Below are 26,778 nucleotides of genomic sequence, written 5' to 3'. Positions count from 1 at the left end.
GGCGACGCTTCGGTGTCGGGTTATTTCTTCGAAGCGACGAGGTGAAATTTAATGACGACTTCGTCGGCGACCACGGAGGTGTCTTTCCATTCGCCGGTGCCGACATCGAATTGCGAGCGCTTGATCGGCAATGCGCCGTCGAAGGTTTGCGTAGCGCCCTGGCTTGCAATGGTGACGGGCACCACCACGGTTTGCGACTTGCCCTTGATGGTGAGCTTGCCGGTGATCTTGTACTGGTTGCCGCCCGCCGGCGCGATCGCGCTGGAGACGAAGGTCGCGGCCGGGTAGGCGGCGCTGTCGAACCATTCCTTGCCCTGGGCCTGCTTGTTGTAGTCGTCGGCGCCGAGGTCGTAGCTGCCTGTGTCGATCGACACATTGGCGCTGCCGGCGGTCGGTTTGGCCGGATCGAAAGTCAGTTGCGCCGAGAACTTCCTGAACTTGCCGTCGACGGGCACGTTCATCTGCTTCGTGGTGGCAATGACGGTGCTCTTGCTCGTGTCGACATCGGCGTGCGCGAAGCTCGCGCCGAACAGCGAGATGGCCGTTATGCCGGCGAGCGTGACACGGTGAGCGGAGAGATAAAAGTTTGATTTCATGGTGGTACGCATCCTATCGAACCCGCGTGCGTTGATTGCGCACCGCTGGGAATTAGATTGCCAACAAACCGTTGCCAATGACCTGCGGTCCGTCTGCTATGAGTTGCCTGCCGGTCAGTTACTTGAGGAACGGAACCATCCGCGCGAGCAATCCATCGCGGTCGAGGAACTGATGCTTGAGCGCCGCCGCCACATGCATTGCAACGAGGGCGAGCAACGCGTAGTTGAGCAGCACGTGGACGGTGCGCAGGCTCGCCTTGAGCGCCTGATCCGGGCCGATCAAGGTGGGCAGCGGCACGATGCCCAGATACACCACCGGAATGCCGGCAGCGGAGCTATAGAAGTAGCCGGACAGCGGAATGGCCAGCATCAACACGTACAGCACGGCGTGCACGAGATGCGCGGCGGCCTTCTGCCAGGCGGGCGTGGCGCTGTCGAGCGCCGGCGCGCGGTGGGTGGCGCGCCACAGCACGCGGGCCACGGCGAGCACGAACACGGTCACGCCGATCCACTTGTGCCAGGAGAAATATTTGAGCTTGGTGGGCGTGAAGCCGGGGATATCGGTCATGATCCAGCCGATATAGAAGCCGCAGATCATCAACGCCGCGATCAGCCAGTGCAAGGCAATGGCGGCGCCGTGGTAGCGGTCTGGTTGGGCAGGGCTGGATTTCATTGTGTCGCGCTCGTGGGGCGTCGGCGATAACCGACGAATGCAGATAAATGCAGATGAAGTGCGGATGGTAGGGATGCCAATGAAAACTGAATAGGCATGCAGAAGAGAACACATTGTTGTAACCGTGACGCTAATGTCGCTGGAATGACGCGCGGCGGCGGCCTTAACGGGCCGCGCGACAGGGCGCTGTGGTAATTTGCCGGCTGAACCGCGAGGAGAGTTGAGGCCAATGAACAGAATCGATAACAACGCCGTCGCGCTCGGCGCGGATTTTCTGCGGCACGACACGGCGGCTGCCGCAGCCGGGGTGGAAGGCTACCTGGAGCACGACGCGGCGGTCTACCGCACGTTGCTCGAATCGACCAGGGCGATTCCCTGGAAGATCGATTGGGCGACCATGGAGTTCGCCTATATCGGCCCGCAGATAGAAGCCCTGCTCGGCTGGGCGCCCGCTAGCTGGAAAACCGTGCAGGACTGGGCGGCGCGCATGCATCCGGACGACCGCGACAAGGTGGTCGAATTCTGCGTGGCGCAATCGAAGGCCGGCACCGATCACGAAGCCGACTATCGCGCATTGACGAGCCGGGGTGAATACGTGTGGCTGCGCGACGTGGTGCATGTGGTGCGCGACGCGCAGGGCGAGGTGGAATCGCTGGTCGGCTTCATGTTCGATATCAGCGAGCGCAAGAAGACCGAGGAGAAACTGGCCGCGCTGCAACGCGAACTCGAGGCGCTGTCGTTCAGGGACGGCCTGACGGGCGTCGGCAATCGGCGCGCGTTCGACGCCAACCTGCAACGGGAATGGAGCGCGGCCTTGCGCCACGCGGCGCCGCTCTCGTTGGTCATGGTCGATATCGACTTCTTCAAGTCCTACAACGATTACTACGGGCACGTGCAGGGCGACGAGTGCCTGAGGCGGCTGGCCGGCGTGCTGAGCGGCGCGGTGCGGCCGGGTGACTTCGTCGGCCGCTTCGGCGGGGAAGAGTTCGTGCTGATCCTGCCCAACACCGGCGCCGAGGCCGCGCGCCAGGTGGCCGAGCGTTGCCGCGAGCGGATTTCCGCTGAGCAGATCGCGCATGAGCGCTCGCCGTTCCGGCAGACAGTGACGGCCAGCTTCGGCGTCGGCACGACGATTCCGGCAGAGGCGGGCGACCCGGTGGCCTTCGTCAACCTGGTGGATACGCAGTTGTACAGCGCGAAGGACAACGGGCGCGACTGCATCGCCGCGGTGAGCCGGGTGGGATGAAGCGCGGCCCACGGCTTCGCCGCAGGCGCGCAACTTGCTAAAGTGAGCGCCTGCGGCCGCCGGCTCATGGTGCGGCTGCGAAGCGAGGGCGAAATCCCGTGCTCGCACTTATCAAGAATCCAGGGCTTACGTTGTGAATTCCATTTTTCTGTCTTGGGGCATCGCCGCGGTCGCCACGGCGGGTGTCATCACCCGGCCGTTCAAATGGCCGGAGGCTGTCTGGGCCGTGGCCGGCGCGTTGCTGCTGGTGTCGCTCGGGCTATTGCCCGTGCATCTGGCGATCGAGGCGATCGGCAAGGGCACCGACGTCTATCTGTTCCTCTTCGGCATGATGCTGCTGTCGGAAGTGGGCCGCCGTGAAGGGTTGTTCGACTGGGTGGCCGTGCTCGCGGTCAATCACGCCCAGGGCTCGCCACGCAGGCTTTTCCTGCTCGTCTATCTGGTCGGCGTGGTGATCACCGCTTTTCTATCGAACGACGCAACCGCCGTCGTCCTCACGCCGGCCGTGTTCGCCGCCGCCAAAAAAGCGAAGACGGATCCGTTGCCGCTGCTGTTCGTCTGCGCGTTCATTGCCAATGCGGCGAGCTTCGTGCTGCCGATCTCGAATCCTGCCAACATCGTGCTGTACGGCAACCACACACCGGCGCTCGGCGCCTGGCTGCTGCGCTTCACGCTGCCCTCGCTCCTGTCGATCATCGCGACCTACGCGATGCTGCGCTGGACCCAGCGTGAGGCGCTCGCCGGCACCTGCGAGGCCAATCTCGAACCGCTCGAACTGTCGTCGAGCGGGCGCGTGGCGCTGGCGGGCATCGCGGTGACGGCTGCCGTGCTGCTGACGGTCTCGGCATTCGATGTCGCGCTCGGCTTGCCCACCGCGATACTCGGCGCGCTGACCGCGTTGATCGTGCTGATCCAGGAGCGCAAATCGCCGCTGCCGATGATCCGCGAGATCTCGTGGAGCGTGCTGCCGCTCGTCGCCGCGCTGTTCGTGCTCGTCGAGATGCTCGATCACACCGGCGTCATTACGGCGCTCGCCCAACTGGCGCAGCGCGCCGCGCAACACGACGAACTGGCCGCGGCGGGCTGGGCCGGCAGCATCATCGCGATCGGCAGCAATCTGATGAACAACCTGCCGGCCGGGTTGATCGCCAGTTCGACCGTGATGCAGGCCCACAGCCCGGAGCGCGTGATCGACGCGCTGCTGATCGGCGTGGATTTGGGGCCGAACCTGTCCATCACCGGTTCACTGGCAACGATCCTCTGGCTCAGCGCGATCCGCCGCGAGGGCGAAGACGTGAGCTTCATGAAATTTCTGAAGGTAGGGGCGCTGGTGATGCTGCCGGCGCTCGTGCTGGCTCTCGGCGCGCGAATACTGACCGGTTGAAGACGCGTGCGCGAGATCTGAATGCGGCGCCGCTGGTTCGAGGGCGCGGCGTCACGACCGGGTGCCGGTGCGATGTAGTGGAGGTTTGGCGCGCAAAACTTCCTCCGCTTCTTCTAGCAGGCGCAGCATTTCCACGAGGCGCGCGACGCGTTCTCGTTGTGACGGCATTAAACATGGCTTCACCAAACCATGCAGGCGCTGCTGCCAATAGGACAGCGGAATGTGGTCGTTGGTGGAGATGACCACGAATACGCGTTCGAGGTGGGCGATTTCCCTGTCGATTTCCAGATGGTTCATCTGATGTTTTCCCCCAAGGGTTACCTGGTGGCGCCGGTTCGGGTCTGTCCGAGCCGGTTTCATGCATGCGCTCGCGAATGCGCTAGTTGGACAGATATGTCCAACGAATGGACATGGCTCGCATGATGAATAACGTCCAGCAAGGCCCATTCCGCATTCGTCGGAATGAAATCGCACGCGCTTCTCTCTTTCGTTTGTCTCCTTCAGTAACCGGTGTGCCGACCGCTTTATTCCCGGCGACTCCAAATTCCTCACAACAACGGGAATTCACCAGGCTTTCCTCGCGACGGCATGTCCTATGCTGCTTTCACAGCCGTTTCGGGGTCATCAACCCGGCATCAATCCCGTGAATACATGCACGTCCGGCGCCCATGGCGCAGTGTCTTCATCATCGGCTGCGGGTGGGTGAAACGCGTGACATAAGTCGACATGATTGTGGCGTTGCCTTCCGGCGGCGCTTCCTCAAGAATTCGGTCTGTCATCGAAACGGATCGCGGCAAAAGGCAGGCGACGGCCGGTGGCTCAAACGAAGGAGTCAGTCATGAAAAAGTTGATCGCTATCGTGTTGCTGTGCAGCGCATCCACCGTCACGTTCGCCCAGACCGCCGCGCCTCAAGCCGGCAATCCGCAGCGCATGGAGCGCATGGTGCAGCAGTTGCAGACGCGCTTTGCGAATGCCAATACCACGCACGACGGCAAGCTCACCAAAGATCAGGCCGCCTCCGGCATGCCGATGCTGGCGAAGCACTTTGATGAAATCGATACGCAGAAGGCGGGCTACATCACCCTGCCGCAGATCGAGGCATTCATGCAGGAACGCGGGGCAGCGCACTGAGCCGCGAGGCGATGGGCGGGACCGTAGAGTCGCGGCGCGCGGCGCGGCGCTCACCGGACACGCAAGCATCGGCCCGTCATACTCCGATCGTGCCTGATGCCCGACCAACCGCCAGCTGAACCAAGGAGCTTTCGCATGGATCGCCCCGCGAAAATCATCGTGCTCGACGACGAAGTCGAATTGCGCAACATGCTGCAGCGTTTCCTGCGCGGCCACGGCTTCGACGTGAGAGTCGCCGAAGACGGCAAGCGTCTCGACCGCTATCTGGAGCGCGAACCGTTCGATCTGCTGGTGCTCGATCTGATGATCGGCGAAGAGGACGGCCTCGCCATCTGCGCCCGCCTGCGCGAGCAGGGCCAAACCTTGCCGATCCTGATGCTGACCGCGAAGGGCGACCCGCTCGACCGGGTGCTCGGCCTCGAAACCGGCGCCGACGACTATCTCGCCAAACCGTTCCTGCCGCGTGAACTGGTAGCGCGCATCAATGCGCTGCTGCGTCGCCAGAAGATCGCATCGGGCGAGGTCACCGTGACCTCGCAAAGCGTGCGCTTCGGCGATTTCTCTCTCGATGTCGCCAAGCAGCAGCTGTCGCGCGCGGGCGAGTTGCTGGACATTCATTCGGCGCAGATGTTGTTGCTGGTCGCGCTCGCCTCGTCGCCGAACCGGCCGGTGAGCCGCGACAATCTGCTGGCACGCGCGCGGGGCCGCGATCACGATGCGCTCGATCGCAGCATCGACGTGCAGGTGCTGCGGCTCCGGCAGATCGTGGAGGACGATCCGTCCAAGCCACGCTTCATCAAGACCGTGTGGGGCGTGGGTTACATGCTGGCCGCGGACGTCGACTCATGACGCGCTCGCTGCTGCAAAGGGCGCTGCCCAGAACGCTGCTGGCGCGCAATATCGCGCTGCTGATCGCGCTCGTGATGTTGAGCCAGGTGTGCGCGCTCGGCGTGCTGCTTCACTACGTACAGCGGCCTCGCGTCGAGCGCGCCGCGGCTGTGTTCGCCACGTATGTGACCACGCTCGACAATCTGCTCGCGGCAACGCCACCCAAGGCGCGCGTCGAATTGACGGCGCGCCTCGACGCTCGCGCGCAATTGCCGGCCGAAGCCTTCGAGACGCCGCCGCGGAATTGGATGCGCGCCTATCGCATCTATCAGCGCGACCTGTTTCTCGATAGCTTGCGCGCGCACTTGCCCGCCGATATGCCGGCGCGCTGGCAGTCCGTGGGTGGCCAGCGCCTATGGATCCGGATGCACGGCCCGGCCGATGCGCCACAGGCGCCGTACTGGATCGCGCTGCCGGTTCCCGAGGACGCGCAGGGTAATGGACTCGACGCCGCCATCCTGCTGTCGCTCGGCCTGGGCGCGCTGGCCGCGTTGACCGGTTACGTGATCCAGCGCCACCTGAACCGGCCGCTTCAGGAGTTGACGCGTGCGGCGCGCCGCGTGAGCGCCGGTGAAATGCCCGCGCCGCTGCCGACCGACGGCCCCACCGAAATCGCCGCCGTGAGCGGCGCCTTCAATCAGATGACGCAAGCGTTGCAGCAAGCCGAGGCGACGCGCGCGCTGATGCTGGCCGGCATCTCGCACGACATCCGCACGCCGCTCACCAAGCTGCGACTTTCAATGGCCATGGCGATGCCCGACGGCAGCGACAGCAGCTTCGCGGTCGCCGCCGAATCCTATCTGGATCAGATCGAAACGATCCTGCAGCAGTTCATGGATTACGCGGGCAGCGGCGAGCGCGAGCAGCCGGAGCCGGGTGATCTGAATGCATTGATCGAACGGCTCGCGGGCGATTTCGCGGGGCTCGGGCACGAGTTCGATCTCTCTCTCGCGAATCTGCCGCCTGTGCCTTATCGTCCGATCAGCATGATGCGGCTTTTGATGAACCTGATGCAGAACGCGATCGTCTACGCCGGAACCGGACTCGCGGTACGAAGCTGGGCGACGCGCGAGGCCGTGTATGTGGCGGTCGGCGATCGCGGCAAGGGCCTTTCAGCGGCCGAGCTGGAACAGCTCAAGGCGCCGTTCCAGCGCGGCCGCAATGCGCGTTCGCATAGCGGCGGTACGGGATTGGGGCTGGCGATCGTCGAGCGGATTGCGCGGCTGCATGGCGGCAATCTGCAGTTTCATGCGCGCGAGGGTGGTGGGCTGGAGGTGTGGGTCGTGTTGCCTTTCAGTGGCTCGACACGCTAGCGATCGCGACTTCCCGTGTACGGTTCGGGCCATGCCATCTTCCCTGCGCCTCGCCGTCAACTGGCTTACACGTCGCGGGTGCGGCGAGCGGTAGCCTTGTTGCCGGGCGTCCTTTCTTCATTTTCTGTCAAGCCACGCATCGAGCCCGACCCGGAACGCCACGCCCGCGATAACCGGCACCGTCAGCATGAGGATGATGCCGAAGTTCGGAATCTCGTCGCCGTATGTGATCGGACCATAGAGCACGACGGTCGCCACGATCGCGAAGACCGCGACGCCGACGGCCACCATCAGAAGATTGCGCGCCGCAATGGGCATGGTTCGGCGCCTGGCCTGGCCCGGCGTGGCGCTGTCAGCGGGGACTTTGTCGTGTTGGGCGGGCATGATGGATCTCGTGACGATAGGAAAAGCAGCGCGGGGAGCATTGGTGAACCGGACTCCGCAAAAGAAGCGCGATGGGCATCATACCAGGGTGTGTGCGTGGCGCGCATTTCATGCCGCGCCAGCCACCCACTCCAAGACCACGATCGCCGGTACGAGCGCGGCGATTGCGCTGAACCGGTAGTCCCGTTGATGCAGGAACACGCTTAACATCAATATAAGCCGCATTTCCCGCAGCAGGCTAAAAAGCGCGATGCCACGCAAACCTTACGATGTCACGGCCGAAGGAATCTGCTCGGCGGCCGGAACGGCCAGCCGGAAAACGACCCTGCGGACCACGCAGATCACGACAGCGCCGGCGACCAGTCCTGACAGAACGTCGGCCAGGTAGTGGCCGCCCTGCGTGAGCGTCGAAACGATCATTAAGGCGTTCAGCGCAATCGCCACGGGAAAGACATAACGAACGTGACGCAATGCATACGCGTAGCAGAGCGCCAGAATCGTATGCAGCGACGGGAAGGAAACCAGTCCCTGCGCTAATGACAGATTCAGTTCTCGCGTGTGGCCGCTTCTGAAAACGGCAAAGTCCGACACGGTCGAGGCCGTATTGGGATCGTGAATGCCGAAATGCACGAAGGCGCTTTCAGCCGGAAAGGGCAGAGAGATCAATATCACCAACGTAGCCGACACCATGAACTGCACGACGAACTCTGCATAGTCCTGCGTGTTGCGGGTCACCGCGAGAATGGCCGGAATGACGAGGAGCTGACAGGCGCCGGACTTATAGGCGCAGGCAAGCGCTGTGTGCAGCCACGGGTGCGCCTGAACCCATCGATAGAGATCGGGCCAGTGGAATCCGAGCGCGGCGTCGGCGGCGATGAATGCATGGGTCGCGAGCGGAAAATTCGTCGTCACGCACAGATACTGGAATACGACGCCGACCTTGCTGAACGTGGCCATAACGGTGATCCACAAGAACGCGTCGAGCACGTTCCGATAAAACATCGATCTGTCGACTTTTTTGAAAGGTACGCGCGAAACGATCCACAGCACTGCGTCAATCACAACGAGGCCGCAAGTCAGCGCAATGGCCAGCGCGACGCCGCTATGCTCGAGCCGAAAGCCGATACGGGCCGCCCATATGCAGTCGATCAGCAACATCAGGAAAGTGAACTGCCAGGCCGCCCCGTAAAGCGCGCGCATTTGTTTTGGCATAGGTCTCTCGGATTTTTTTTCGCATTATGCCTGCGATATTAATTCAAAGATGCACGGTGCTCAGCCGCAAAATCCGAGGCGGGCGTGAAATCAGATTATCAAAGCGGACTTACCGCATTCCATATTGATTACGCATCATTTCCCAGAATGCTCATCAAGGTGCGCGCATTGCGCTGCCCCTGGTCTTCAAAGCAGTTATTAAAAATGACATGCGTGCGACCCGCCCGCCTCGCGATCGCGCGGATCGGCGCGGCCAGTTCAGTCAATTCCGCTTCGTCATAGTCGTAGTCGAAGCGCTCCGCCGCGCTCGCCGCGCCCGTCGCGCTCCATGTCTGCGTGTTGCGCCCATGCAGGCGCACCATCGCGAGTGCGGGTTGGGTCACCTCCCACAGCGTATGCACGCGGTTGGTCACGTCTGGCGGCGCGTCCACGATCACATGCACGATGCCGCGCTCGCGCAGGAATTCGAGCGACCCCGCCGCATGCTGGTCGTCGAACCAGGACTGATTGCGGAATTCAGCCGCCATCATGTAGCCCGCCATGCGCGCCCGGCATTCCTCCACGAGTGCCAGGCCGTCCGGCGCGCGCGTGATCCACGGCGCGAACTGGAACAGCACGGCGCCGAGGCGGCCGGTTCGGCGCAGCGGTTCGAGCGCTTCCTGATAGCGCCGCCACAGTTCATCGCGGATATCGGCCGGCATGTCGCGGTAGTAGACGTTCTTCTTGCGCGGGCCGGTGATGCCGGCCGGCAGCGCCATCGCAATGTCTTTCGGCAGCGCGTCGGGCGAGGTCTGATGGCCGGTGAAAAGACGGAACGCCTTGAAGTTGAAGGTGAAGCCCTCGGGCGTGCGTTCGGACCACAACTGCGCATTGCTTGCCGAAGGCATTGCATAGTAAGCCGAGTCGACTTCGACCAGCGGAAACTGTGACGCATAAAACCGCAGGCGTGCTTCAGCGCTGTTGCTGCCGCGCGGATAAAAACGCTTGCAGGCAATCAGCGTCTTGTCGGTCCAACCTGCGGTGCCGCATCGAATATCCATCGGCGAGCTCGTGTCAAAGGGCGTCGTGTGGGCGGGCTAGGAGGCAGCTTCGGTGTGGTCGATCCATTCCGCGAGTTCGCGCCGCAACTCGGCGATGTCGAGCGGCTTGCCGAGCAGACGCGCGCCGGGAATGGCGTCGCCGATCTCCGCGCTCTTGCCGTAGCCCGACACCAGCAGCACGCGAATCTCCGGCTGCTGGCACAGCACGGCGCGCGCGAGGCAGTCGCCGGACATGCCGGGCAGCGTCAGGTCCGTGAAGAGGATGTCGAAGCGTTGCGCGAGCACGAGCGGCAGTGCTTCTTCCGCGCTTTCGACTGCGGTGCAAGCGAAGCCGAGGACGCTCAGCAGATCGCTGAAGGCTGCGCGCGAATCCGCGTCGTCTTCGACTAGCAGCACGCGAGCCGGGCTGCCGGAAGGCCGTGCCGAAGTATCGGGCTCGGGATGCCCGCTTTGCTGGCCGAGGTCCGCGGGAGGGTCGTAGACGGCGGGCGGCACGCAAGCGGCGATCTGTCCAGCGGGCAGGAAAACCGGTGTGGCGCCGGGCACGGACCCACTCCGCGCAGCGGCCAGGCCGGCGCGCAACACGCTGCGCAACATGCGGGCGAGATCGTCGCGCCGGTACGGTTTCGAGAGCAGCGTAATGCCGGCGTCGAGTTTGCCGTGATGGACGATTTCGTCGCGCGTATAGCCGGAGGTGAAGAGTGTCGGCACGGCGGGCGAGCGCGCTGCGGCACGCCGCGCCAATTCCACGCTCTTCACCTTGCCCGGCATCACCACGTCGGTGAACAGCAGATCGATCGGCACGTCGCTGTCGATGAACTCGAGCGCCGCGTCGCCGCTCGACGCGGTCAGCACTTTGTAGCCGAGTTGCGCGAGCATCTCGACGGCGGTGAGCCGCACGTCGGCATCGTCTTCCACGACCAGAATCGTTTCGCCGCCGCCGCTCGGCGCAGCGGTATCGTCGACCGTTTCCGCGGTTTCCGGCTCGCAGCAGCGCGGAAAAAACAGCGAGACGGTGGTGCCGCGTCCCACCTCGCTCTCGATCACGGTGTGACCGCCGCTTTGTCTGACGAAGCCGAATACCATGCTCAGGCCGAGACCGGTGCCGTGGCCGTCGGGCTTGGTCGTGAAGAACGGCTCGAACACGCGTTGCAAGATCTCGGGCGGCATGCCGCCGCCGGTGTCAGCGACGGAGAACACCACGTATTCACCCGGCGACAGCTCCGGCTTATCCTGGCAAAACGCGGCGTCCAGCACGCGGTTGGCGGCGCGCACGGTGAGCGTGCCGTCTGCCTGCATCGCGTCGCGCGCGTTGATCGCCAGATTGAGCAGCGCGTTTTCCAGCTGATTGCGATCGGCCTGCACGTGCCACAGATCGTCGCTCAGGACCGTGTCCACCTTGACGGTTTCGCCGAGCGCGCGATGCAGCATCTCGGTCATGCCGTTCAAGAGGCGGCGCGGGTTCAGCACCGTGGGCGAGAGCGGCTGGCGCCGTGCGAACGCCAACAGATGCGCGGCCAGCTTCGCCCCGCGTTTGACAGCGTCGGTTGCGGCGGACAGGCGGCGCAGCGTGGCCGGATTGCCGCCGGCGTCGGCGGCGAGCATTTGCAGGTTGCCGTTGATGACCTGCAGCACGTTGTTGAAGTCGTGCGCGACGCCGCCCGTGAGGCTGCCGATCGCTTCCATCTTCTGCGCCTGGCGCAATTGTTCCTCGGCCAGCGCACGCGCCGCGACCGCGTCGGTAACGCGCTGTTCGAGCGTTTCGGTCAATTGACGCAGCGACTGTTCGGCGATCTTGCGCTCGTGAATGTCGATCAGCACGCCGGGAAAGCGGGTCGGCTCGCCATGCTCGTCGAATTCGCAGCGGCCGTTCGCCTGCACCCACAGATAGTCACCATCGGGGCGGCGGATTCGGTACTCGGCGCGAAACGGCGCGCCGGTGCGCATGGCCTCGACGGTCATCTGATCGTTGAGCGGCTGATCGTCCGGATGAAGCATCTGCGTGGCCGCATGACGATCGATGCCTTTCGCGGCTTCTTCGCGCGGAAACGAAAAGGTGCGCGCGAAACGTTCGTCGCCGCTGACCTTTCCCGTGCGCACGTCCAGTACCCATGTGCCGAGCACCGCGCCGGTGTTGAGGGCGAGTTGTAGCCGCTCGTTGGTTTCGTGCAGTTCGGTTTCGGCGCGTTGCCGCCAGCGTTCGGTAAGCACACGCGTGGTGGTTTCGACGACCATTGCCAGCACGCCGGCCGGCGCACCGCTGTCGCCGGCGACCGGGCTGTAGTAGAGATCCATCCACACGTCTTCGGGCCGGCCGTCGCGCAGCAGCACCAGTTCCTTGTCGCGATACGACAGCGTGCCGCCCGCGAGACAGGTGTGCATGACGTGGCGGTTGAAGTCGGCTACTTCAGGCCAGCCGATTTCGACAGGGCTGCCGAGCAGATAGGGATGCCGTCCGCCCGCGAAGACCGCGTAGGCGTCGTTGTAGATCATGTAGCCGGGCTTGTCCCACAGCAGCACCAGCGGCACGGGGGAGGCAAGCACCAGCTGGACCGTGGCGGTCAGGCTGCGCGGCCAGTCTTCAATTGCGCCGATGCCGGTGGCGGCCCAGTCGAAGGCGCTGATGCGCTGCGCCATCTCCCCGCTCCAGCCTAGGCAGCCATGGTCTTGTGCCGGAAATGGCATGCTGCGCTCTCCAAAGGTCACGTCGATCAATGTGTTCCCACTCTGCCGGCGCGTGTGACGCGCTTCTATGCCTGGCAGCAGGCGGGATGAACCTTTGCCGTCCCCATCTGCCGGCAGGATAGCTGCAGGCAGGCAGCGACAATTGTAGGTCACAACCCCCAACGGGTGACAGGTCGCCCCGGCGACCGGCGGGTCGTCTGGATCACATCCGCAAGACGCGTTCGCGGACTTTGCGTGGAAGGTCTACCCCAGGCGCGAATCCTGCTGATCCCACTTGTTCGCGTGCGCCGCCTGGCGCATCGTAGGGCGGGGCACCACGCAGAATTCGAACCTGAAGCAACGCGGACCACACAATGGCGAAGAAAATCAGCACACGAAACAAGCTGCCCAAACCGGATGCGCGTCAGGCGCTTCTCGTTACGCGCCGCAATGCCAGAATGGCGCGCTCGGCGCACGCTTATGTACGCGGCAATACCAGCAAGTTCTACGAATGGCTCGAAGGCATCGACGGCCACGCGTTGCCGGAGGGGCCCGCCATCTGGATTTGCGGCGATTGCCATACCGGCAATCTCGGGCCGGTGGCCGATGCGCAGGGGCGCGTCGAGATTCAGATTCGCGACCTCGATCAGACCGTGATCGGCAATCCGGCCCACGACCTGATTCGCCTCGGCCTCTCGTTGGCGACCGCCGCGCGTGGTTCGGACCTGCCGGGCGTGACGACCGTCAGCATGATGGAAGCGCTGGCGGACGGCTACGAGCGCGCCTTCGACGAAGCGGCCAGCGACGCCGACATCCGCGCAGAAAAGCCCGAGGCGGTGCGGGTTGTGATGAAGGAAGCGGTGCGCCGCTCGTGGCGGCATCTGGCGGAGGAGCGCATCGAGGATCTCGAGCCGAGCATTCCGCTCGGTCCGCGCTTCTGGCCGCTTGCGAAGAGCGAGCGGCGCGAGATCGAAGCGCTGTTCGAGAAGGGCTCGCTGGCCCGGTTCGCCACGGTGCTGCGCGCCGTCGGCGACGAGACCGACGTGGAAGTGCTCGACGCCGCTTACTGGGTGAAAGGATGCAGCTCGCTCGGCAGGTTGCGGTATGCGGTGCTGCTCGACATCGACGGGGCCGCGATGGAGGGCGACGACCTGTGCCTTATCGATATCAAGGAGGCCGCGCAGGCCGCCGCGCCGCGCTATCCCGGCGTGCGGATGCCGCGCGACAACGCGGAGCGGGTGGTGGAGGGTGCGCGGCATCTGTCGCCGTCGCTCGGCGAGCGGATGCGGGCGGCGCGGTTCGCGGATCGCGCCGTCGTGATTCGCGAACTGCTGCCTCAGGACATGAAGCTGACCATCGAGCAACTGACCCGCGACGAAGCGACGAAGGCGGCGCGCTTTCTGGCAATGGTGGTCGGCCGGGCGCATGCGCGGCAAATGGATCGCGCCGAGCGCAAGGCCTGGCTCACCGAACTGCGCAGAAACCGTTCAAAGACCCTCGACGCGCCAGGGTGGCTGTGGAAAGGCATCGTGGAACTGGTGAGCAGCCATGCAGCCGGCTATCTGGAGCATTGCCGGCGCTACGCGACCGAGCGCCGGGACGGTTGACGCCGGGTTGTCCACTGGCGGCGGCAACCTGATTGGGGCCGCCGCCGGAAGACCGCTAACGAGGTCAAGCCAACCTCAGTTCGACAACGACACATACGGCGAGACGAGCGGCGTGGGCGGGAACGGCTGCAAGCCCGTCTGCTTGCTGAAGCTGTACCTCACATAAACCGCCGCGAGCCACTCGCGATATTCATAAGCATTGCCGAGCGAAGCAGTCGCTCCGAACGCCAGTTGCGGAGCCAGTTGATATTCGCCCACGGCGCTGAGCGAATACGACACGCCGGTCTTGCTTTGGCCCGGGTACTGCGCGCCGCTCTGCACACTGGTGCCGATGGAATCCGCGCTGTTCGCCGCCGTGCTCTGGCGGTTGGAGCCGTCGTTGAGCGGGAAGTAATTCGACGCGTCCTCACGGTAATGCTGTACGCCGATCGAACCCTTCACGTCGTAGGTGAACGCGCCGTTACGCCCGGTCCATTCGATCGGCAAGTTCAGGATCACGTATTGTTGCGGGCTGAAGTAGCCGCCCTGGCCGTACGTGAAGTACGACAGATTCTTGTTGTAGCCCATCAGCGTCGTATTCACGCCGATCGTGAGCGTCTGATCGGCGTCTTTCAGCAGACGCGTGTAGACGCCGCCGCCGCCTTTGATGGCGGTATTGCTCGGCACGTGGTTGCCATCGTAGTACTGAAAGGAACCGTTTACGTACAGGCCGTTCGTGCCGTCGTCCCAGGCGAGGCTGGCGAGCCCGCCATTCGAGGTGACGCCGCCCCATTCGAGGCCTGAGCCGGAGTCGCGCGCGCCGGCGTAGGACAAGAGGCTGTCGGTCACCGCGCGGCGCGCGACGGCGAGCGAATACGACACCTTGTCGGTGATGCCGCCGTTGTATTGGGCGCCGCCCACGATGTTCGTCTCGCGGAAACCGATCGGCGTCACGCCGATATCGCCGCTGAGGCTGCGGCCTTCGTAGCCGACCGACAGGCCCACGCCATTCGCCGTCTGGCTGCCGTACGTGTTGTTGCCCGCCTGGGCGGCTGCTTTGGATGCATCGCTGGATAGCCCCGAGCCGAAGCGCGCGAGCGTCGACACATTGGCGGCTGCGCTGCCAGCGTCGAGCGTGACAGGCGTTGCCGTGACGACGATATGGCCGTTGCCCGCCTTGATGCGCCCCTGAACGGGCGCTTCGATGTCGGTGAGGTTGGACAGGCCGTCCTCGCCGGTGCGGTTACGGAACACGATGCCGCCCGATATCGTGCTCGACTGCTCGCGGTTGATCTGCGCGAGCTCTTCCGCGACGCTGAGCGTTTGCGCGTTCGCCACGTTCGACGGCGCATAAGCGTTGCCATTGCCCGCGCCGTTCGCGCCGGGTTGCGCTGGGTAGTACGGCTGCGCATAACCGGTGGGCGGCTGCGGAATGTATGGCTGCTGTTGCTGCTGCGCGTAATAGCCCTGATTCGCGTAGGCCTGCTGCTGCGGCGGATACGGTTGATAAGGTTGCTGCGCGTAGCCCTGCTGTTGCTGCTGCTGGGGATAGGCCGGCTGGCCGTAGTAGGGCTGCTGTGGCTGCGGATAGCCTTGCTGTTGTCCATACGGCGCCTGCGCGTAGGCGGGCGCGTTGCGGGTATTTTTCGACGCGCTTTGCTTCTTGCTGGCCGCGCGTTTCGTGCTTGTACCCGTGCCCGGCGCGCCATAAGGTTGCGCCTGCATTGAACCGGCGTTGGCCTGCGCTTCGCGCGCGGCCGGCGACATCGGCCACGGCGTGGCTGCATAACCATCCGGCGCGCCGTATTGCGGCTGCTGCGCGTAAGGGCCCTGCTGCGCATAAGGCGCCTGCTGCGGATAACCCGGGTTGTACTGCTGCGGTGTCTGCTGCATCTGCGGCGCTTGCGCCTGCATCGGCTGCTGGCCTTGACCGGGATAAGGCTGCAACGGCGCGCCCGACTGGCTGGACCCGTAGGCTTCCTGACCATAGCCGCCCGAGTTGCCACCCGACCCGCCGGCCGGACGCGGCGCGTTATACGGAAGGGTAGCGGGCGCCGAGCCAGGCGCATAAGGCTGCGCGGGCGAAGTATAAGGCGCGACGTAAGGCGCGGGTTGCGTAGGCGGCGGATAGTTCGGCACGGTCTGTGTCGGCAAGGAAGACTGCGAATACGGGAGCGCTGCGCGCGCGGCGTTGTAGCTGCCGCCGGCAAGCGCGGCGTTGTCGGCGTCGGTCGGCGTGACGGTGGCGGTCTTGCCCTCGAAGGGATTGGTGCCCGGCAGCGGCGTCGCGCCGATCCGCCGCATTGCCACTTCCCAGCCGCGCGGCACGTTGCTCGCCGGGTTGCGCGGGGCGTTCGCCATCAGCGGCGTGTTGGCGGCCACGAGCGAACGTTGCAGATAAGTCGACGCGAGCGACAGCTTGCCTTGCGCGCGATACATGCGGCCGACGGTGGCCAGCACGGCAGGATCGCCTGGTGCCGCGTTCAGGGCCTGCTTCGCGAGCGACTCGGCGTAGCTGAACTGCTTTGCGCCGGCCGCGGCGGAAATAGTCGCTTGCAGCAGATTCAGATCGTCGGGCTTGCGTTGCAGCGCGACGCGATAGCTCGCGACCGCGTTGCGGTCGTCGCCGGCACTCGAATAAAGGCGGCCGAGCGCGGCTTGCAGATCGGGATTGTCGGGCATGGCCGCGAGCCACGGCGCGATCACGTCGTAGGCGCTGGCCAGGTCGCCACGCTGACGCACCGCGTCGCACTGCTTGATGACAATGCCGAGATTCAGATTGCCGAAGTCGGTGCGTTGCTGCGGCGTCAACTGCATCGCTGCGAGCCGGCGCATCACCATGCCGAGTTCGGCTTCCTGCTGCGTGGCCGACAGAATACCCGCGTATTGCAGCAGCAAATCGGTGTTGCCGGGCGCCGCGTTCATGGCGGCGCGCACGAGTCCGAGCGCGCGGTTCGGGTCGCCGGCCTGGCTGTAGGCGGCGGCGATCACGCCGATCAGTTCGGCACTGTTGCCCGCGACCGGCTCCGCGGCCCGCAACGTGGCGAGCGCCTGTTGCGTCTGGCCGCTGCGCGCCATGCGCGTGGCGAGATCGGCCTGTTGATGCACCCACAAGCGGTGCTGCAAGGTCGTCATCGCGTCGGTGCGCTGTGCGACCGGAATGCGCTCGAGTTGCGCGAGACCCGCCGACCAGTCCTGCGTTTCCGCTGACAGCAACGCGCTCGCGTACAGCGCGTCGGTCATGTCGGGATGCGCGGCGAGCAGGCCGTCCATCATGCTGCGCGCGTTGGCGACCGCGCCCTGGCGCACGTAGATGCGCGCGAGGTCGAGCCGCAGCCACGGGTCGTCGGGCGTATTCAGCAGCGCGTCTTCGAAGAGGCTGCGCGCGTTGCCGAGATCGCCGCGCGCTTCGGCGGCACGCGCTTGCGCAGCCTGCGCTTCGCCACGTAGACGGTTGATGCCGCCGGCCTTCGATTGCTGTTCGGCGTTCAGCTGATTGGCGAATTGCAGCGCCTCGTCGCCGCGGCCTTGCGCGGCGAGCGCGCCGACGAGGCCGCGCACCGCGTCCGGGTTGTCGGCCTGACGGCGCAGCGCCATCCGGTAGGCCTGCTCCGCGCCAACCGGGTCGCCGTTGGCGAGCAGCATTTCGCCGAGCAGGACCTGTGCGGTGACATCCGACGGATTCAGCGCGATTGCGCGCTCGAACAGCGACTTCGCCTTCGCGAACTCGCCGTTGCTGCGCGCGCCGATCGCGTCGCTCGTATAGGTCCAGTAGCTCGCGCTGTCGAGCGCGGTTTTCCAGCGCGCCGGATTGCCGTTGCGCGACGCGCGCTCCAGGTAATTGCGGGCTTCGGCGAAACGCTCCTGCTTCAACGCGGCGATGCCCATGCCGCCGAGCGCGTCGGTGTCGTTCGGACTCGTGGCGAGCACCGAGGAAAACTTCGTGCGCGCCGTGGTCACGTCGTTGCGATCGAGCGCCGCGAAACCGTCGGCGATCGTGCGGCCGCGCGCGTCGACGGCGGCGTTTTCCTGCGAGCGCGCACGGGCCGCGCTGTCCTGCTGAACCATCGAATCGAAGCGCGCCTTGACGGCGGCGTCGTCGGTCGCGGTTTGCAGATAGGCTTGATAGAGGGCGGCGTCAGAGGGCCGCGCGTCCAGCCACAACAGCGCCTGGCGCCAGCTCTTTTTCGCCGACGCGCCGACCGTGCTGTCGCCCGCCAGCTTTTGCAGCCGCGCGATACCGTCGCGGCGCGTCACGTCGCGATAGGTCAGATGCTGCGCGTAGGCGAGGGCGTAACGCGGATCGTCGGGGTTGTCGCGCGCGAGCTGTTCGAGACCGCGGCGCGCCTGATCCCAGCCTTGCGGCGTGGCCGAGAGCGCCTGGTAATACTCGAGTTGCAATTCGGGCGTGGCCGGTTTGCCGGTCAGCGCGCGCTGATATTCCTGCACGGCGCTCGCGCTCTGACCGCTTTGCGCGAGCCGCCGCGCGTCGTTCACGGTCTGGTCGCGCAGGCTCGATTCACCCAGGCGCCGGCCGAGCTCATCCAGATTCGGATAGTTCGGCGCGACAGCCTTCAGGCGCGCCAGGTATTGCTGCGCGCCCGCGCCGTCCTTGCGGTCGGCGAGCACCATGCCCATGCCGAACAGCGCATCGGGCTGCTTGGGGTCGATGCGCAGCACCTTCAGCCATGCCTGCTCGGCGAGGTCGCCACGCTGATGCGATTGCCAGTACTTGCCCTGATCGATCAGCACGTTCAACGGATCTTTCGACGCCTGCGCGAGGGCGTCGGGCGAAACCGTCGCCACGCAGCAGACGGCGGTGAGGCTGAGCGCGAAGCGCAATGACAACGCGAGGGCGCTCAATCGCATGCGTTTCTCCAACTTGGCACAAGACGTCCGGCTTCGTCGAAACGATAGCGGCCGTCGATGAAACCCGTGCCGAACAAGCCCAGCACACGATCGTAGTAAACCGGTTCGCGGCCCGGCACGGCGGCGTCGAGCGCGGCGAGATGCGTGCGCGCGAGGCCGAGCCCGTGCTCGTCGCCGAGCGCCTTGAAATACGGCGCTAGCGCACCCCAGTAGCTGAGCGGTCCTTCGCCGCTCGCCGCGCCGGTGGTCGATGAGACCTTCTCGGGCGGAATGCCGGTTTGCGCGACGCGCGCGCGCATGCCGCCGAGCGCCGCGAGCCACGGTTTGGCGAGCGGATCGGCCGGCGAGGCGAGACCGGCCCACAGATAGACGCGAATCGCGTCGTAACTGCCGGTGTCGCCGTTTTTCGGATCGACCACGAACTGGCCGTTCTGCCAGGCCGCCCAATCGGGCGCGAAGCCTTGCGGCGCGGTGGTCTTGACGAGCTTGTACGCGCTCTCGGCGAGCTTGCCCCACGGGCCGTTCGGCATCTCGTGCGCGAGCGCGCGCAGCACCGGCAGCGGCAGATAGCTCGGATTCAGGCGCGTCACGCCGCCATTTTTGAAGCCTTGCGGCCCGGGCAGCAGCATTGGCCCGACGCCCGGCAGCGTGGTTATTTCCTGACGCGCGATCTGCGCGGCGAGCGCCTCGCCCAATTGCGTATAACCCGCTTCGTGCCACAGCCGGCCCGCTTGCAGCAGATCGTAGGCGATCCACAAGTCGGAGTCCGAGGCGGAATTCGGATCGAGCACGCCGTACGAGCCGTCCGTTTTTCTGCCCCATAGCCACGACGGCAGCCGCATGTTTTGCGCGTCGAACTGATTGCCCGCGAGATTGCTGCGGGTCCAGCCGAGCAGGCGGTCGAAGGTGGCGCGGTCGTTGGCGACCAGCGCGAAGAAGAGCGCGTACGACTGGCCTTCGGAGGTGGTTTGCTGGGTCGGCGTGGAGTAGTCGATCACGCGGCCGTCGGCCTGCACGAAGCGTTCGACGAACGCGCGATAACCGCTCCAGTCGCCGCACACGCCGGGTGCGGCGGTGCTCTGCGCCACTTTCACGATATTGCCGAAACTCGCCGACGCCGCCAGCCCGAGCGTCAGCGCGAGGCCGATTGTCTTGTTGATTCGAACCCGCATATCAATCCTATTAGTCCTTCAGGCGGCGCGCGGCGATCGAGCGCAGCGTCCGGTAGAACAGGCCCGCGATGATCAGCGCGGCGAGCACGCCGCCCAGCATCAACAGCAACGGATGCGACGACAGCGCCCAGCGCAGATACTCCTGCGGCGACAGGTGGCCGACGTAATACGCTTCGCCGTTCGAGGTGATGGTGACGGTGCGGCCGTGGATCACGGCCATCGCGCCTTGAATCTGCGGCAGCACGTCGGCGTCGAGCAGCGCCGCGGACAGGTCCGCGTCCGACTGCCCGGCCGCGCTCACCAGTGCGACGGCGCTGCGGTTCTTCTGCAGCGGCGATTCGAAACCGGTCAGCAGCGCGTCGCCGTTCGAACTCACCAGCGTCAGATCGGCGCGCGCGGGTGTGCGCTCGACGCCGCGTTCGCCATGCCACCAGTCCTCGAGTTTGAAGGCGATGTCGGAGAGCTGGAAGGTGCGCGAGTCGCCGTCGCTGGAGAACGGCATCGACTTCGCCCAGCGCTGCAGCAGAGGTTGCTTGCCCGGCGCGCCGAAAATCAGCAGGTCCTTGTTGGCGAACTTGTCGGCGTCGTCGGCGGTGCCGACCGTCACGCCCATGACCGGATAACCGGTGGAGGTGCCCATCCGGCCCATGGTCAGCAGGTACAGGCTGTAGTCGCTCGAATCGGCGTCGTTCGGCAGGATCACCGCGGTCTCGGAGAGGTCCGCCATGCGCGTGAACGGGAAGCCGCTATTGGCGAACGCGGCCAGATCGGGCAGCGCCATGTAGTGCGGGAACGACGAGAGGTCGATCGTCGAGTTCGGGTCGATCGCGCCGACCACGTTGTCGAGCAGACGCCCGTGACATTCGCCGGTATTCGGAATGTCGTAGTAGAAGTGCAGGCGCACCTGCGCGCGCGGCGTCAGCAGCAGCGGCGGAATATGCACGGTGCGGCGCGCTTCGGCGGTCTTGTCCGGTAACACGCGGCCGAAGTAATGGCTCAGCTCGAACACCGAGGCGGATTCGGCCGGAATCGGCAGCGCCTGCACGAAGCCGTTGTTCACGCTCACGTTCAGCGAAGAACGATCGCGCAGCGGACGTACCGTGTAGCGGTAGCGTAGATCGATCGGCGCGCCCTTGGTGTGCCACATGAACAGATCGGGCGGCACGCGCAGATTCACGTGCACGGCGTCGGCGTCGTAGCCGGACACGGTCAGATCGCGCGGATCGGCGAGTTCGCCGAAATGCACCGGACGGTTGGTGGGCAGCCAGTTCGGCGCGTCGTACGGCGCGCGTGGCGTGAGTTCATTTAGCTGCGTGATCGTCGCGCTCTGGCCGGTCAAGGTGTTCTGGCCGATGCCGAGCGACTTCGCGGCGGTTTTCAGTTCGGCCTCGGTGCGCCCGAGCACGAGCAGCAGCTTGCCACGCGCCGGCGCTTCGCGATCGACCACGGCGATGGTCGGGCCGGAAATCGCCGGAATCGTGATACCGGCCGGACGTTGATCCGAGGTGGCGAACACCACGGCGTTGCCCGACAGCGGCGCGTTGTCCAGTTGCGCCGGAAACACCGCGCCGCGATAACCGGCGAGCGCGCCGAACCACGACGCCACGATGCCGCCCGCTTCGAGCGTGGCGTTACCCGGCTTTTGCGGGAATACGAACGGTAACTCGAGACGGCGCACGTCGCGGCGGTCGAAGAACGGCTGCGGCAACGCCGCCAGATCCGGCTTACTGGCGAGCGACGCATACGTCAGATCGAGTGAACTCGCATTGCTGACGGTCGCCCACAGCGAGGAGTTGGCGGGGTCTTCGCAACTCGTCGTGTAATGGCCGATCAACTGCACATTCAGGTGGTTGAACTCGGTAATGAAGCGCGGATCGATCGAGACATCGCGCGCCACCAGCATGCCGGCCTGCTCGTGCGGCACGGGCAGGGTGGCGGCGACTTCGCCGTTCACCAGCACCTTGAGCTGCGAGACATTCGCGAGCAGCGCGGGCGAGTAGCTGTAGACCAGGTGCAGGACCGCGCCCGTCACCACTTCGTCGCCGCGCACGGAGAACGCCACGCCGTTCTGGCCGTCGGTGCCGCGCAGTTGCAGCGGGTCGAGCGCGCCGAGGTCGGCGAAAGTCAGCGTTTGACGGCGGCCGCCCGGCACCAGCGTGCCTGGCTCTGCGGTGGTCGGCGTTTTGATGCCCAACGCTTTCACCGACGACGCGGCAAGCGCCGGCGTCGGCGTGGCCAGTTGAGCCTGCGCGATCGTGTTCGGATCGTAGGGCACCGCGGCACTCGGCGCGGGCACGCTACCGACACCGGTCGCGACCGCAGCAGCGGACGTGGCCGGCGCGCCATGCACGGTGCCCGCCGCGCTCTGAATCGCGCCGGCCGAACTGGCGCCCGTAGCCGCCACGATTTCCGCCGCTGACGCGAGCGGCGCGGCCAATGCCGTCTGCAACGCGAGCCAGCATGCGAGGCCGCGCATCAGCCGATGCGAGCCGGGGCGTCCGATGCGGCGCGTCTGCAATCCAGTCCCACTGCGCTCGTGAATCGAGCGTTCGATGTTGCCCTTCGCCATCCTGTTGCGCATAGATCAGTCTTTCGTTTTTAGCTTCTTGACGTCCACTGGACGGCTTTTCATCGAACTGCGGAGGTCGGCATAGAGATGCTCGAACAGACCCGCGATGCCGCGGGCGCCGACCGTCAGCACATGCGACAGGCCGCGCAGGGGCGTGTCCTGCTGCCGTCCTTCCGCCCAGCCGGTCCAGGCGTCGGCGCGTGCAAAGGTGGTCTTGACGAACTCGTATTCCTGCTCGCGCGTCATCGCCGAGAAGCGCAGACCCACGCGGCCTGGTGCGGTGAAGCCGACCGTGGCGGGGAATGCATATTCCTCGTCGCCGCGAAACAGCGACACGGTCACGCGCTCGTGCATCGGCACCTGGATCGCGGCGGGCAGCGCCACGCCGACGCCGCCTTCCGAGTAGTCGATGGTTTCGCAGGCAAGCGTGCGGCCGGTCGAGAATTTGAGCATCACGGGCATCTGCATCGCCACCCGGTGCACCGCGCGAATCTGCTTGCGCTCGCTCGCGGCGGCCACGCTCGCGCCGAGAATCAGCATGTTGTAGGTGGTCCAGCCGAGATTGAGGATCGTGGTCTGCACCACGCTGCGAATGTGCCAGTTGTAATAGATATGCACGATGCCCACGCAGAAGCCGATCAGGTTCAGCAACAGCAGGAACAGATACGGGCGCGAGATGGCCCAGTCGAAGTAGTTCTTCTCGATCTGGCCGCCCTTGGCCGTCACGTTGAACTTGCCGAGCTTCGGGTTGATCAGCGCAAGCAGGGTCGGCGCGGTGATGTAGGAGGCCAGCACCGATTCGTACACTTCGGCCCAGAACGAATGGCGAAACGAGCGCTGCATGCGCGAGTTGGTGATGCTCGCGTGCATCATGTGCGGCAGCGCGTAGATCGCGATCGTGCCGGCCGCGGCTTCGATCACGTGCGCGTTGAAGAACAGATACGACAGCGGAGCGGTCAGGAACACCAGACGCGGGATGCCGTAGAAGAAGTGCATCATCGCGTTCAGATAGCACAGACGCTGGCCGAACTTGAGGCCCTTGCCGGTGAGCGGATTGTCGATCCGGAAAATCTGCGTCATGCCGCGCGCCCAGCGAATCCGCTGGCCGATGTGGCCGGAAAGACTTTCCGTGGCGAGCCCCGCGGCTTGCGGAATCGCCAGATACGCGGTGGTGTAGCCGAGGCGGTGCAGCTTGAGGGCGGTGTGCGCGTCTTCGGTCACGGTTTCGACCGCGATGCCGCCGATCTCCTCGACCATGGTCCGACGCAGCAGCGCGCACGAGCCGCAGAAGAACGTGGCGTTCCACAGATCGTTACCGTCCTGCACGAGGCCATAGAACAGCTCGCCTTCGTTCGGCACCTTGCGGAAGGTGCCGAGATTGCGCTCGAATGGGTCGGCTGAGAAGAAATGGTGCGGCGTTTGCAGCATTGACAGCAGCTTGTCGCGCAGGAACCAGCCGAGGCCGATCTGCAGGAACGAGCGGGTCGGAATGTGATCGCAGTCGAAGATCGCGAGGTATTCGCCGCTGGTGATCTTCAATGCTTCGTTAATGTTGCCGGCCTTGGCGTGGCGATTGTGCGTGCGAATGGTCCAGTTGACGCCGACCTCTTCGCAGAACGCCTTGAACTCGGGGCGGCGGCCGTCGTCGAGCACGTGGATCGAGATCTTCTCGGCCGGATAGTCGAGTGCGAGCGCGGCGTAGATGGTCGGCTTCACCACCGAGAGCGGCTCGTTATAGGTCGGAATGAACACGTCGACGGTCGGCCATTCGGCGCGCGAGGCGGGCAGCGGCATCGGCGTGCGCTTGAGCGGCCAGGCGGTCTGAAAGTAGCCGAGCAGCAGCACGATGGTCGAATAGACTTCGGCCGACACCAGCAGCAGACCCCAGGCGGCGTCGAGCGGATGTTCCCAGTAGGTCGTCGCGGTCAGCCGCCAGTACATATAGCGGCCTGAAGTCACCACCGACAGCATGATCATCACCATCGTCGCGTAGCGGCCTTGCAGACGGCGGAACATGAGGGCGGTGACGAAGCAGCAGGTCGCGAACGTCAACTGTTCGTAGAACGCGAGCGGCACGGTGAACACGAAGTAAAGCATGACCAGCGCGAACAGCGTGACGAGTCCCGTGACGATGCGGCTGTTCCAGAAGCGCGCGTCGACGAAACGTTCGAGCCGCGACGGTTCCGCCGGCTCGAGACCCTGCGATGGTGTAGTGCTCATGCGACGTTCCTCGGCGAGACGGCGATCGCATCGATGGCCGCCATCAGCCACGTGCCGCACGCGCGGAAATCGGCGGCTGCCTGGCTGAGCGGATCGTAGTGAATCAACGTGGTGTCGCACGCGAGCGCTTCGCTCACGCCTTCGTCCAGATGGATCACGCCCGGGAACAGCTTGGCGCCGAGCATCTGGCGCAGCACCTTGAGGACGTCTTTGGTCAGCTGGCGCGACTGGTCGATCTGGTTGATCACGTAGCCGTCGCCGCCGAACTCGGCGCGCGGCGCCGCGTAGGTTGCGATCAGCCGCTCCATCTGCGGAATCGCGGCGTACGAGGCGGCGTCGGCGAGCACCACGTTCAGCGCGAAGGTGGCCGCGCACAAGGCCGTGCGCACATACGCCGACGAACCCGGCGGCGTGTCGATGATCACGATGTCGGACGCTTCGAGGTGCAGGTTCTGCAGTGACTGCGCGAGCCAGCGCGGCTCCTGGTCGATATACGCTTCGAAGCGGCGGCGGTCGTCTTCGAGCACCGCGCCGTAAGGCAGCACGGTCACGCCGTCCACGCCGTCGAACATCACGCTCTGCCACGGGTCGCCCGTCAGCGTGGCGCGCGACAAACCGTCGATGCTGTCGAGCGGCACGCCGAAGTGCAGGCGCAGCGCGTTCTGCGGGTCGAGGTCGAGCGCGATCACACGCCGGCCGCTCGCGGCCAGCACGGAAGCGAGATTGGCGGCGAGGGTGGTCTTGCCGACCCCGCCTTTGGCGGACACCACCGCGATGACTTTCATGAGCGACGAGGGCCGTTGACCAGCCACGAGTTGGAGGTGCGGGGCGCAGCGGCAGACGTAGCGCTGGCGGGAGCGGCGGCCGTTTGAGCGGGGGCCCCGCGCAGACGGTCGAAGATGCCTTGCAGGGGCGCGGACTCGCCGCTGGCCGCGTCGGGTTGCGGCGGCGTGGGTTCGGGTTCCGGCGCGAAAAGCTTGCCGAGGATCGACGCAGCTTGTTGCGTCGGCGCGGCGGGTGCGGTTGCTGCCGGCAGCGTCGATGGTGCTGATGGTGCTAACGGTGCGCTCGTGTAAGCGCGCACCGGTGCCGGCGCGTGTGCCCAACTGGGGGCGACGGACGGAATCGTTTGCGCGATCGGTGTGCGCAAGGCGATGACGGGAGGCACGGAAGCGGGGAATGCGGAAGCAGGTGCAGCAGAAACCGGAGCCGCAGAAATCGGAGCTACAGAAACCGGAGCTTCAGAAACCGGAGCCGCGGAAACCGGAGCTACAGAAACCGGAGCCACAGAAACCGGAGCCACAGAAACCGGAGCCACAGAAACCGGAGCCACGAACGCGGCCGGCGATGCTTGCGCAGCCACCGTGCCCACTCGCGCAGCGCCGGCCACCGCCAGCGGCGCCGCATCATCTTTCGATTCGAGTTCGCCAAAGCGTGACGCGCCTCTCTGCGTGCTAGCCGGAGCGGCGACAGCTACCGGCGGAATATCCCGCCGATGCGATCGCGTGAATAACGGCGCTTTGGCGCGCGTCACGGACGCTGCATCTTTTGGCGTGGTGTCCTGACGATCGACAGCCACCGGTGACGCGGCCACCGGTGACTGAGGCTTGACCTCGCGACGCTGCCCGATTGCGGGAATTGTCGGTTGGGTCAGATCGAGCGTGACTAATAGTGGCCAACGGGTGCGCGCCGAGCGCGCCTCGTTTTCGCGGCCGATTTCCTGGTACGCGTTGGCGTCGCCGCCAAAATGATCGAAAAGTTTTTCGATGTCGCTCGATGAACTCATAGTGCCGCCGTCTTGTTCATGACTAGCCTTGCCCCGATCCCAAC

Annotated in this window: 19 protein-coding genes; 6 read left to right on the top strand and 13 right to left on the bottom strand. The window is 65.2% G+C overall.

All coding sequences use genetic code 11. From position 1 onward, the window contains the following. Positions 1-20: 20 nt before the first annotated feature. Positions 21-596, bottom strand: coding sequence for a YceI family protein (locus tag P0D68_RS24610; RefSeq protein WP_091802508.1), 576 nt, complete (start codon positions 594-596; stop codon positions 21-23). A 118-nt stretch (positions 597-714) separates the two neighbouring features. After that, entirely contained in the window at positions 715-1,269 is a 555-nt protein-coding gene (locus tag P0D68_RS24605) for a cytochrome b (protein ID WP_408300812.1), read from the bottom strand. 229 nt (positions 1,270-1,498) lie between these two features. On the opposite strand from P0D68_RS24605, the gene P0D68_RS24600 reads away from it, so the two are divergent. Both P0D68_RS24600 and P0D68_RS24595 read left to right on the top strand, forming a co-directional pair. Beyond that, positions 1,499-2,515 carry a GGDEF domain-containing protein gene (locus P0D68_RS24600; RefSeq protein ID WP_091802502.1) on the top strand — a complete coding sequence of 339 codons (1,017 nt, stop codon included), beginning with the start codon at positions 1,499-1,501 and terminating at the stop codon, positions 2,513-2,515. 133 nt (positions 2,516-2,648) lie between these two features. After that, on the top strand, positions 2,649-3,899 hold the full coding sequence (locus P0D68_RS24595; RefSeq protein ID WP_091802499.1) for an arsenic transporter: 1,251 nt from the start codon (positions 2,649-2,651) through the stop codon (positions 3,897-3,899). Positions 3,900-3,950: 51 nt separating this feature from the next. On the opposite strand, the gene P0D68_RS24590 is transcribed toward P0D68_RS24595, so the two are convergent. Continuing rightward, complete coding sequence (locus tag P0D68_RS24590) at positions 3,951-4,196, bottom strand: hypothetical protein (RefSeq protein WP_091802496.1); 246 nt, start codon at positions 4,194-4,196, stop codon at positions 3,951-3,953. Positions 4,197-4,737: 541 nt separating this feature from the next. Between P0D68_RS24590 and P0D68_RS24585 the strand changes: the two genes are divergently transcribed. From P0D68_RS24585 to P0D68_RS24575, 3 genes are all read left to right on the top strand, one after another. Further along, positions 4,738-5,031, top strand: a complete 294-nt coding sequence (locus P0D68_RS24585; protein WP_091802493.1) for an EF-hand domain-containing protein — start codon at positions 4,738-4,740, stop codon at positions 5,029-5,031. 135 nt (positions 5,032-5,166) lie between these two features. Then, entirely contained in the window at positions 5,167-5,880 is a 714-nt protein-coding gene (locus P0D68_RS24580; protein ID WP_408300809.1) for a response regulator, read from the top strand. Beyond that, entirely contained in the window at positions 5,877-7,232 is a 1,356-nt protein-coding gene (locus P0D68_RS24575; protein ID WP_408300807.1) for an ATP-binding protein, read from the top strand. Before P0D68_RS24580 ends, P0D68_RS24575 begins: the two co-directional genes overlap by 4 nt. A 117-nt stretch (positions 7,233-7,349) precedes the next feature. On the opposite strand, the gene P0D68_RS24570 is transcribed toward P0D68_RS24575, so the two are convergent. From P0D68_RS24570 to P0D68_RS24555, 4 genes are all read right to left on the bottom strand, one after another. Next, the gene (locus P0D68_RS24570; protein WP_091802485.1) at positions 7,350-7,616 is read right to left on the bottom strand and encodes a hypothetical protein; all 267 of its coding nucleotides are present in this window, start codon (positions 7,614-7,616) and stop codon (positions 7,350-7,352) included. Positions 7,617-7,880: 264 nt separating this feature from the next. Then, positions 7,881-8,828 (bottom strand): phosphatase PAP2 family protein, encoded by a 948-nt coding sequence (locus P0D68_RS24565; RefSeq protein ID WP_408300805.1) that lies wholly within the window; start codon positions 8,826-8,828, stop codon positions 7,881-7,883. Between the two features lie 128 nt (positions 8,829-8,956). Beyond that, positions 8,957-9,868 carry a DUF72 domain-containing protein gene (locus tag P0D68_RS24560; protein WP_408300803.1) on the bottom strand — a complete coding sequence of 304 codons (912 nt, stop codon included), beginning with the start codon at positions 9,866-9,868 and terminating at the stop codon, positions 8,957-8,959. Between the two features lie 36 nt (positions 9,869-9,904). Continuing rightward, the gene (locus tag P0D68_RS24555; RefSeq protein WP_408300801.1) at positions 9,905-12,553 is read right to left on the bottom strand and encodes a response regulator; all 2,649 of its coding nucleotides are present in this window, start codon (positions 12,551-12,553) and stop codon (positions 9,905-9,907) included. 353 nt (positions 12,554-12,906) lie between these two features. Here P0D68_RS24555 and P0D68_RS24550 point away from each other — a divergent pair, with 353 nt between their 5' ends. Continuing rightward, positions 12,907-14,139, top strand: a complete 1,233-nt coding sequence (locus P0D68_RS24550; protein ID WP_091802473.1) for a DUF2252 domain-containing protein — start codon at positions 12,907-12,909, stop codon at positions 14,137-14,139. Positions 14,140-14,214: 75 nt separating this feature from the next. On the opposite strand, the gene P0D68_RS24545 is transcribed toward P0D68_RS24550, so the two are convergent. Genes P0D68_RS24545 through bcsP form a run of 6 tightly spaced genes read right to left on the bottom strand, consistent with a single transcriptional unit; the run spans position 14,215 to position 26,734 of the window. Further along, complete coding sequence (locus tag P0D68_RS24545; protein ID WP_408300799.1) at positions 14,215-18,987, bottom strand: cellulose synthase subunit BcsC-related outer membrane protein; 4,773 nt, start codon at positions 18,985-18,987, stop codon at positions 14,215-14,217. After that, the gene (gene bcsZ, locus P0D68_RS24540) at positions 18,978-20,159 is read right to left on the bottom strand and encodes a cellulose synthase complex periplasmic endoglucanase BcsZ (RefSeq protein ID WP_091802470.1); all 1,182 of its coding nucleotides are present in this window, start codon (positions 20,157-20,159) and stop codon (positions 18,978-18,980) included. Before bcsZ ends, P0D68_RS24545 begins: the two co-directional genes overlap by 10 nt. Before the next feature lie 10 nt (positions 20,160-20,169). Next, entirely contained in the window at positions 20,170-22,740 is a 2,571-nt protein-coding gene (bcsB, locus tag P0D68_RS24535; RefSeq protein WP_408300796.1) for a cellulose biosynthesis cyclic di-GMP-binding regulatory protein BcsB, read from the bottom strand. Positions 22,741-22,743: 3 nt separating this feature from the next. Next, a complete protein-coding gene (bcsA, locus tag P0D68_RS24530; protein ID WP_091802463.1) occupies positions 22,744-24,948 on the bottom strand; it encodes a UDP-forming cellulose synthase catalytic subunit in 2,205 nt (734 codons plus the stop codon). After that, positions 24,945-25,733: a cellulose biosynthesis protein BcsQ gene (gene bcsQ, locus P0D68_RS24525; protein ID WP_091802461.1), complete on the bottom strand. Its 789-nt coding sequence runs from the start codon at positions 25,731-25,733 to the stop codon at positions 24,945-24,947. The genes bcsA and bcsQ overlap by 4 nt, the downstream gene beginning before the upstream one ends. Further along, a complete protein-coding gene (bcsP, locus tag P0D68_RS24520; protein ID WP_408300794.1) occupies positions 25,730-26,734 on the bottom strand; it encodes a cellulose biosynthesis protein BcsP in 1,005 nt (334 codons plus the stop codon). The genes bcsQ and bcsP overlap by 4 nt, the downstream gene beginning before the upstream one ends. Between the last annotated feature and the right edge of the window lie 44 nt (positions 26,735-26,778).

It is taken from the genome of Paraburkholderia sp. RL17-380-BIE-A, assembly GCF_046028085.1.
Taxonomy (GTDB): Bacteria; Pseudomonadota; Gammaproteobacteria; order Burkholderiales; family Burkholderiaceae; genus Paraburkholderia.
This window is presented reverse-complemented; position numbering and strand designations above follow the sequence as displayed.

Excerpts from the sequence above, each read along its gene's own strand:
- P0D68_RS24610 (WP_091802508.1), bottom strand. The coding sequence starts at position 596 with ATGAAATCAAACTTTTATCTCTCCGCTCACCGTGTCACGCTCGCCGGC.
- P0D68_RS24605 (WP_408300812.1), bottom strand. The coding sequence starts at position 1,269 with ATGAAATCCAGCCCTGCCCAACCAGACCGCTACCACGGCGCCGCCATT.
- P0D68_RS24600 (WP_091802502.1), top strand. The coding sequence starts at position 1,499 with ATGAACAGAATCGATAACAACGCCGTCGCGCTCGGCGCGGATTTTCTG.
- P0D68_RS24590 (WP_091802496.1), bottom strand. The coding sequence starts at position 4,196 with ATGAACCATCTGGAAATCGACAGGGAAATCGCCCACCTCGAACGCGTA.
- P0D68_RS24585 (WP_091802493.1), top strand. The coding sequence starts at position 4,738 with ATGAAAAAGTTGATCGCTATCGTGTTGCTGTGCAGCGCATCCACCGTC.
- P0D68_RS24580 (WP_408300809.1), top strand. The coding sequence starts at position 5,167 with ATGGATCGCCCCGCGAAAATCATCGTGCTCGACGACGAAGTCGAATTG.
- P0D68_RS24575 (WP_408300807.1), top strand. The coding sequence starts at position 5,877 with ATGACGCGCTCGCTGCTGCAAAGGGCGCTGCCCAGAACGCTGCTGGCG.
- P0D68_RS24570 (WP_091802485.1), bottom strand. The coding sequence starts at position 7,616 with ATGCCCGCCCAACACGACAAAGTCCCCGCTGACAGCGCCACGCCGGGC.
- P0D68_RS24565 (WP_408300805.1), bottom strand. The coding sequence starts at position 8,828 with ATGCCAAAACAAATGCGCGCGCTTTACGGGGCGGCCTGGCAGTTCACT.
- P0D68_RS24560 (WP_408300803.1), bottom strand. The coding sequence starts at position 9,868 with ATGGATATTCGATGCGGCACCGCAGGTTGGACCGACAAGACGCTGATT.
- P0D68_RS24555 (WP_408300801.1), bottom strand. The coding sequence starts at position 12,553 with ATGCCATTTCCGGCACAAGACCATGGCTGCCTAGGCTGGAGCGGGGAG.
- P0D68_RS24550 (WP_091802473.1), top strand. The coding sequence starts at position 12,907 with ATGGCGAAGAAAATCAGCACACGAAACAAGCTGCCCAAACCGGATGCG.
- P0D68_RS24545 (WP_408300799.1), bottom strand. The coding sequence starts at position 18,987 with ATGCGATTGAGCGCCCTCGCGTTGTCATTGCGCTTCGCGCTCAGCCTC.
- bcsZ (WP_091802470.1), bottom strand. The coding sequence starts at position 20,159 with ATGCGGGTTCGAATCAACAAGACAATCGGCCTCGCGCTGACGCTCGGG.
- bcsB (WP_408300796.1), bottom strand. The coding sequence starts at position 22,740 with ATGCGCAACAGGATGGCGAAGGGCAACATCGAACGCTCGATTCACGAG.
- bcsA (WP_091802463.1), bottom strand. The coding sequence starts at position 24,948 with ATGAGCACTACACCATCGCAGGGTCTCGAGCCGGCGGAACCGTCGCGG.
- bcsQ (WP_091802461.1), bottom strand. The coding sequence starts at position 25,733 with ATGAAAGTCATCGCGGTGGTGTCCGCCAAAGGCGGGGTCGGCAAGACC.
- bcsP (WP_408300794.1), bottom strand. The coding sequence starts at position 26,734 with ATGAGTTCATCGAGCGACATCGAAAAACTTTTCGATCATTTTGGCGGC.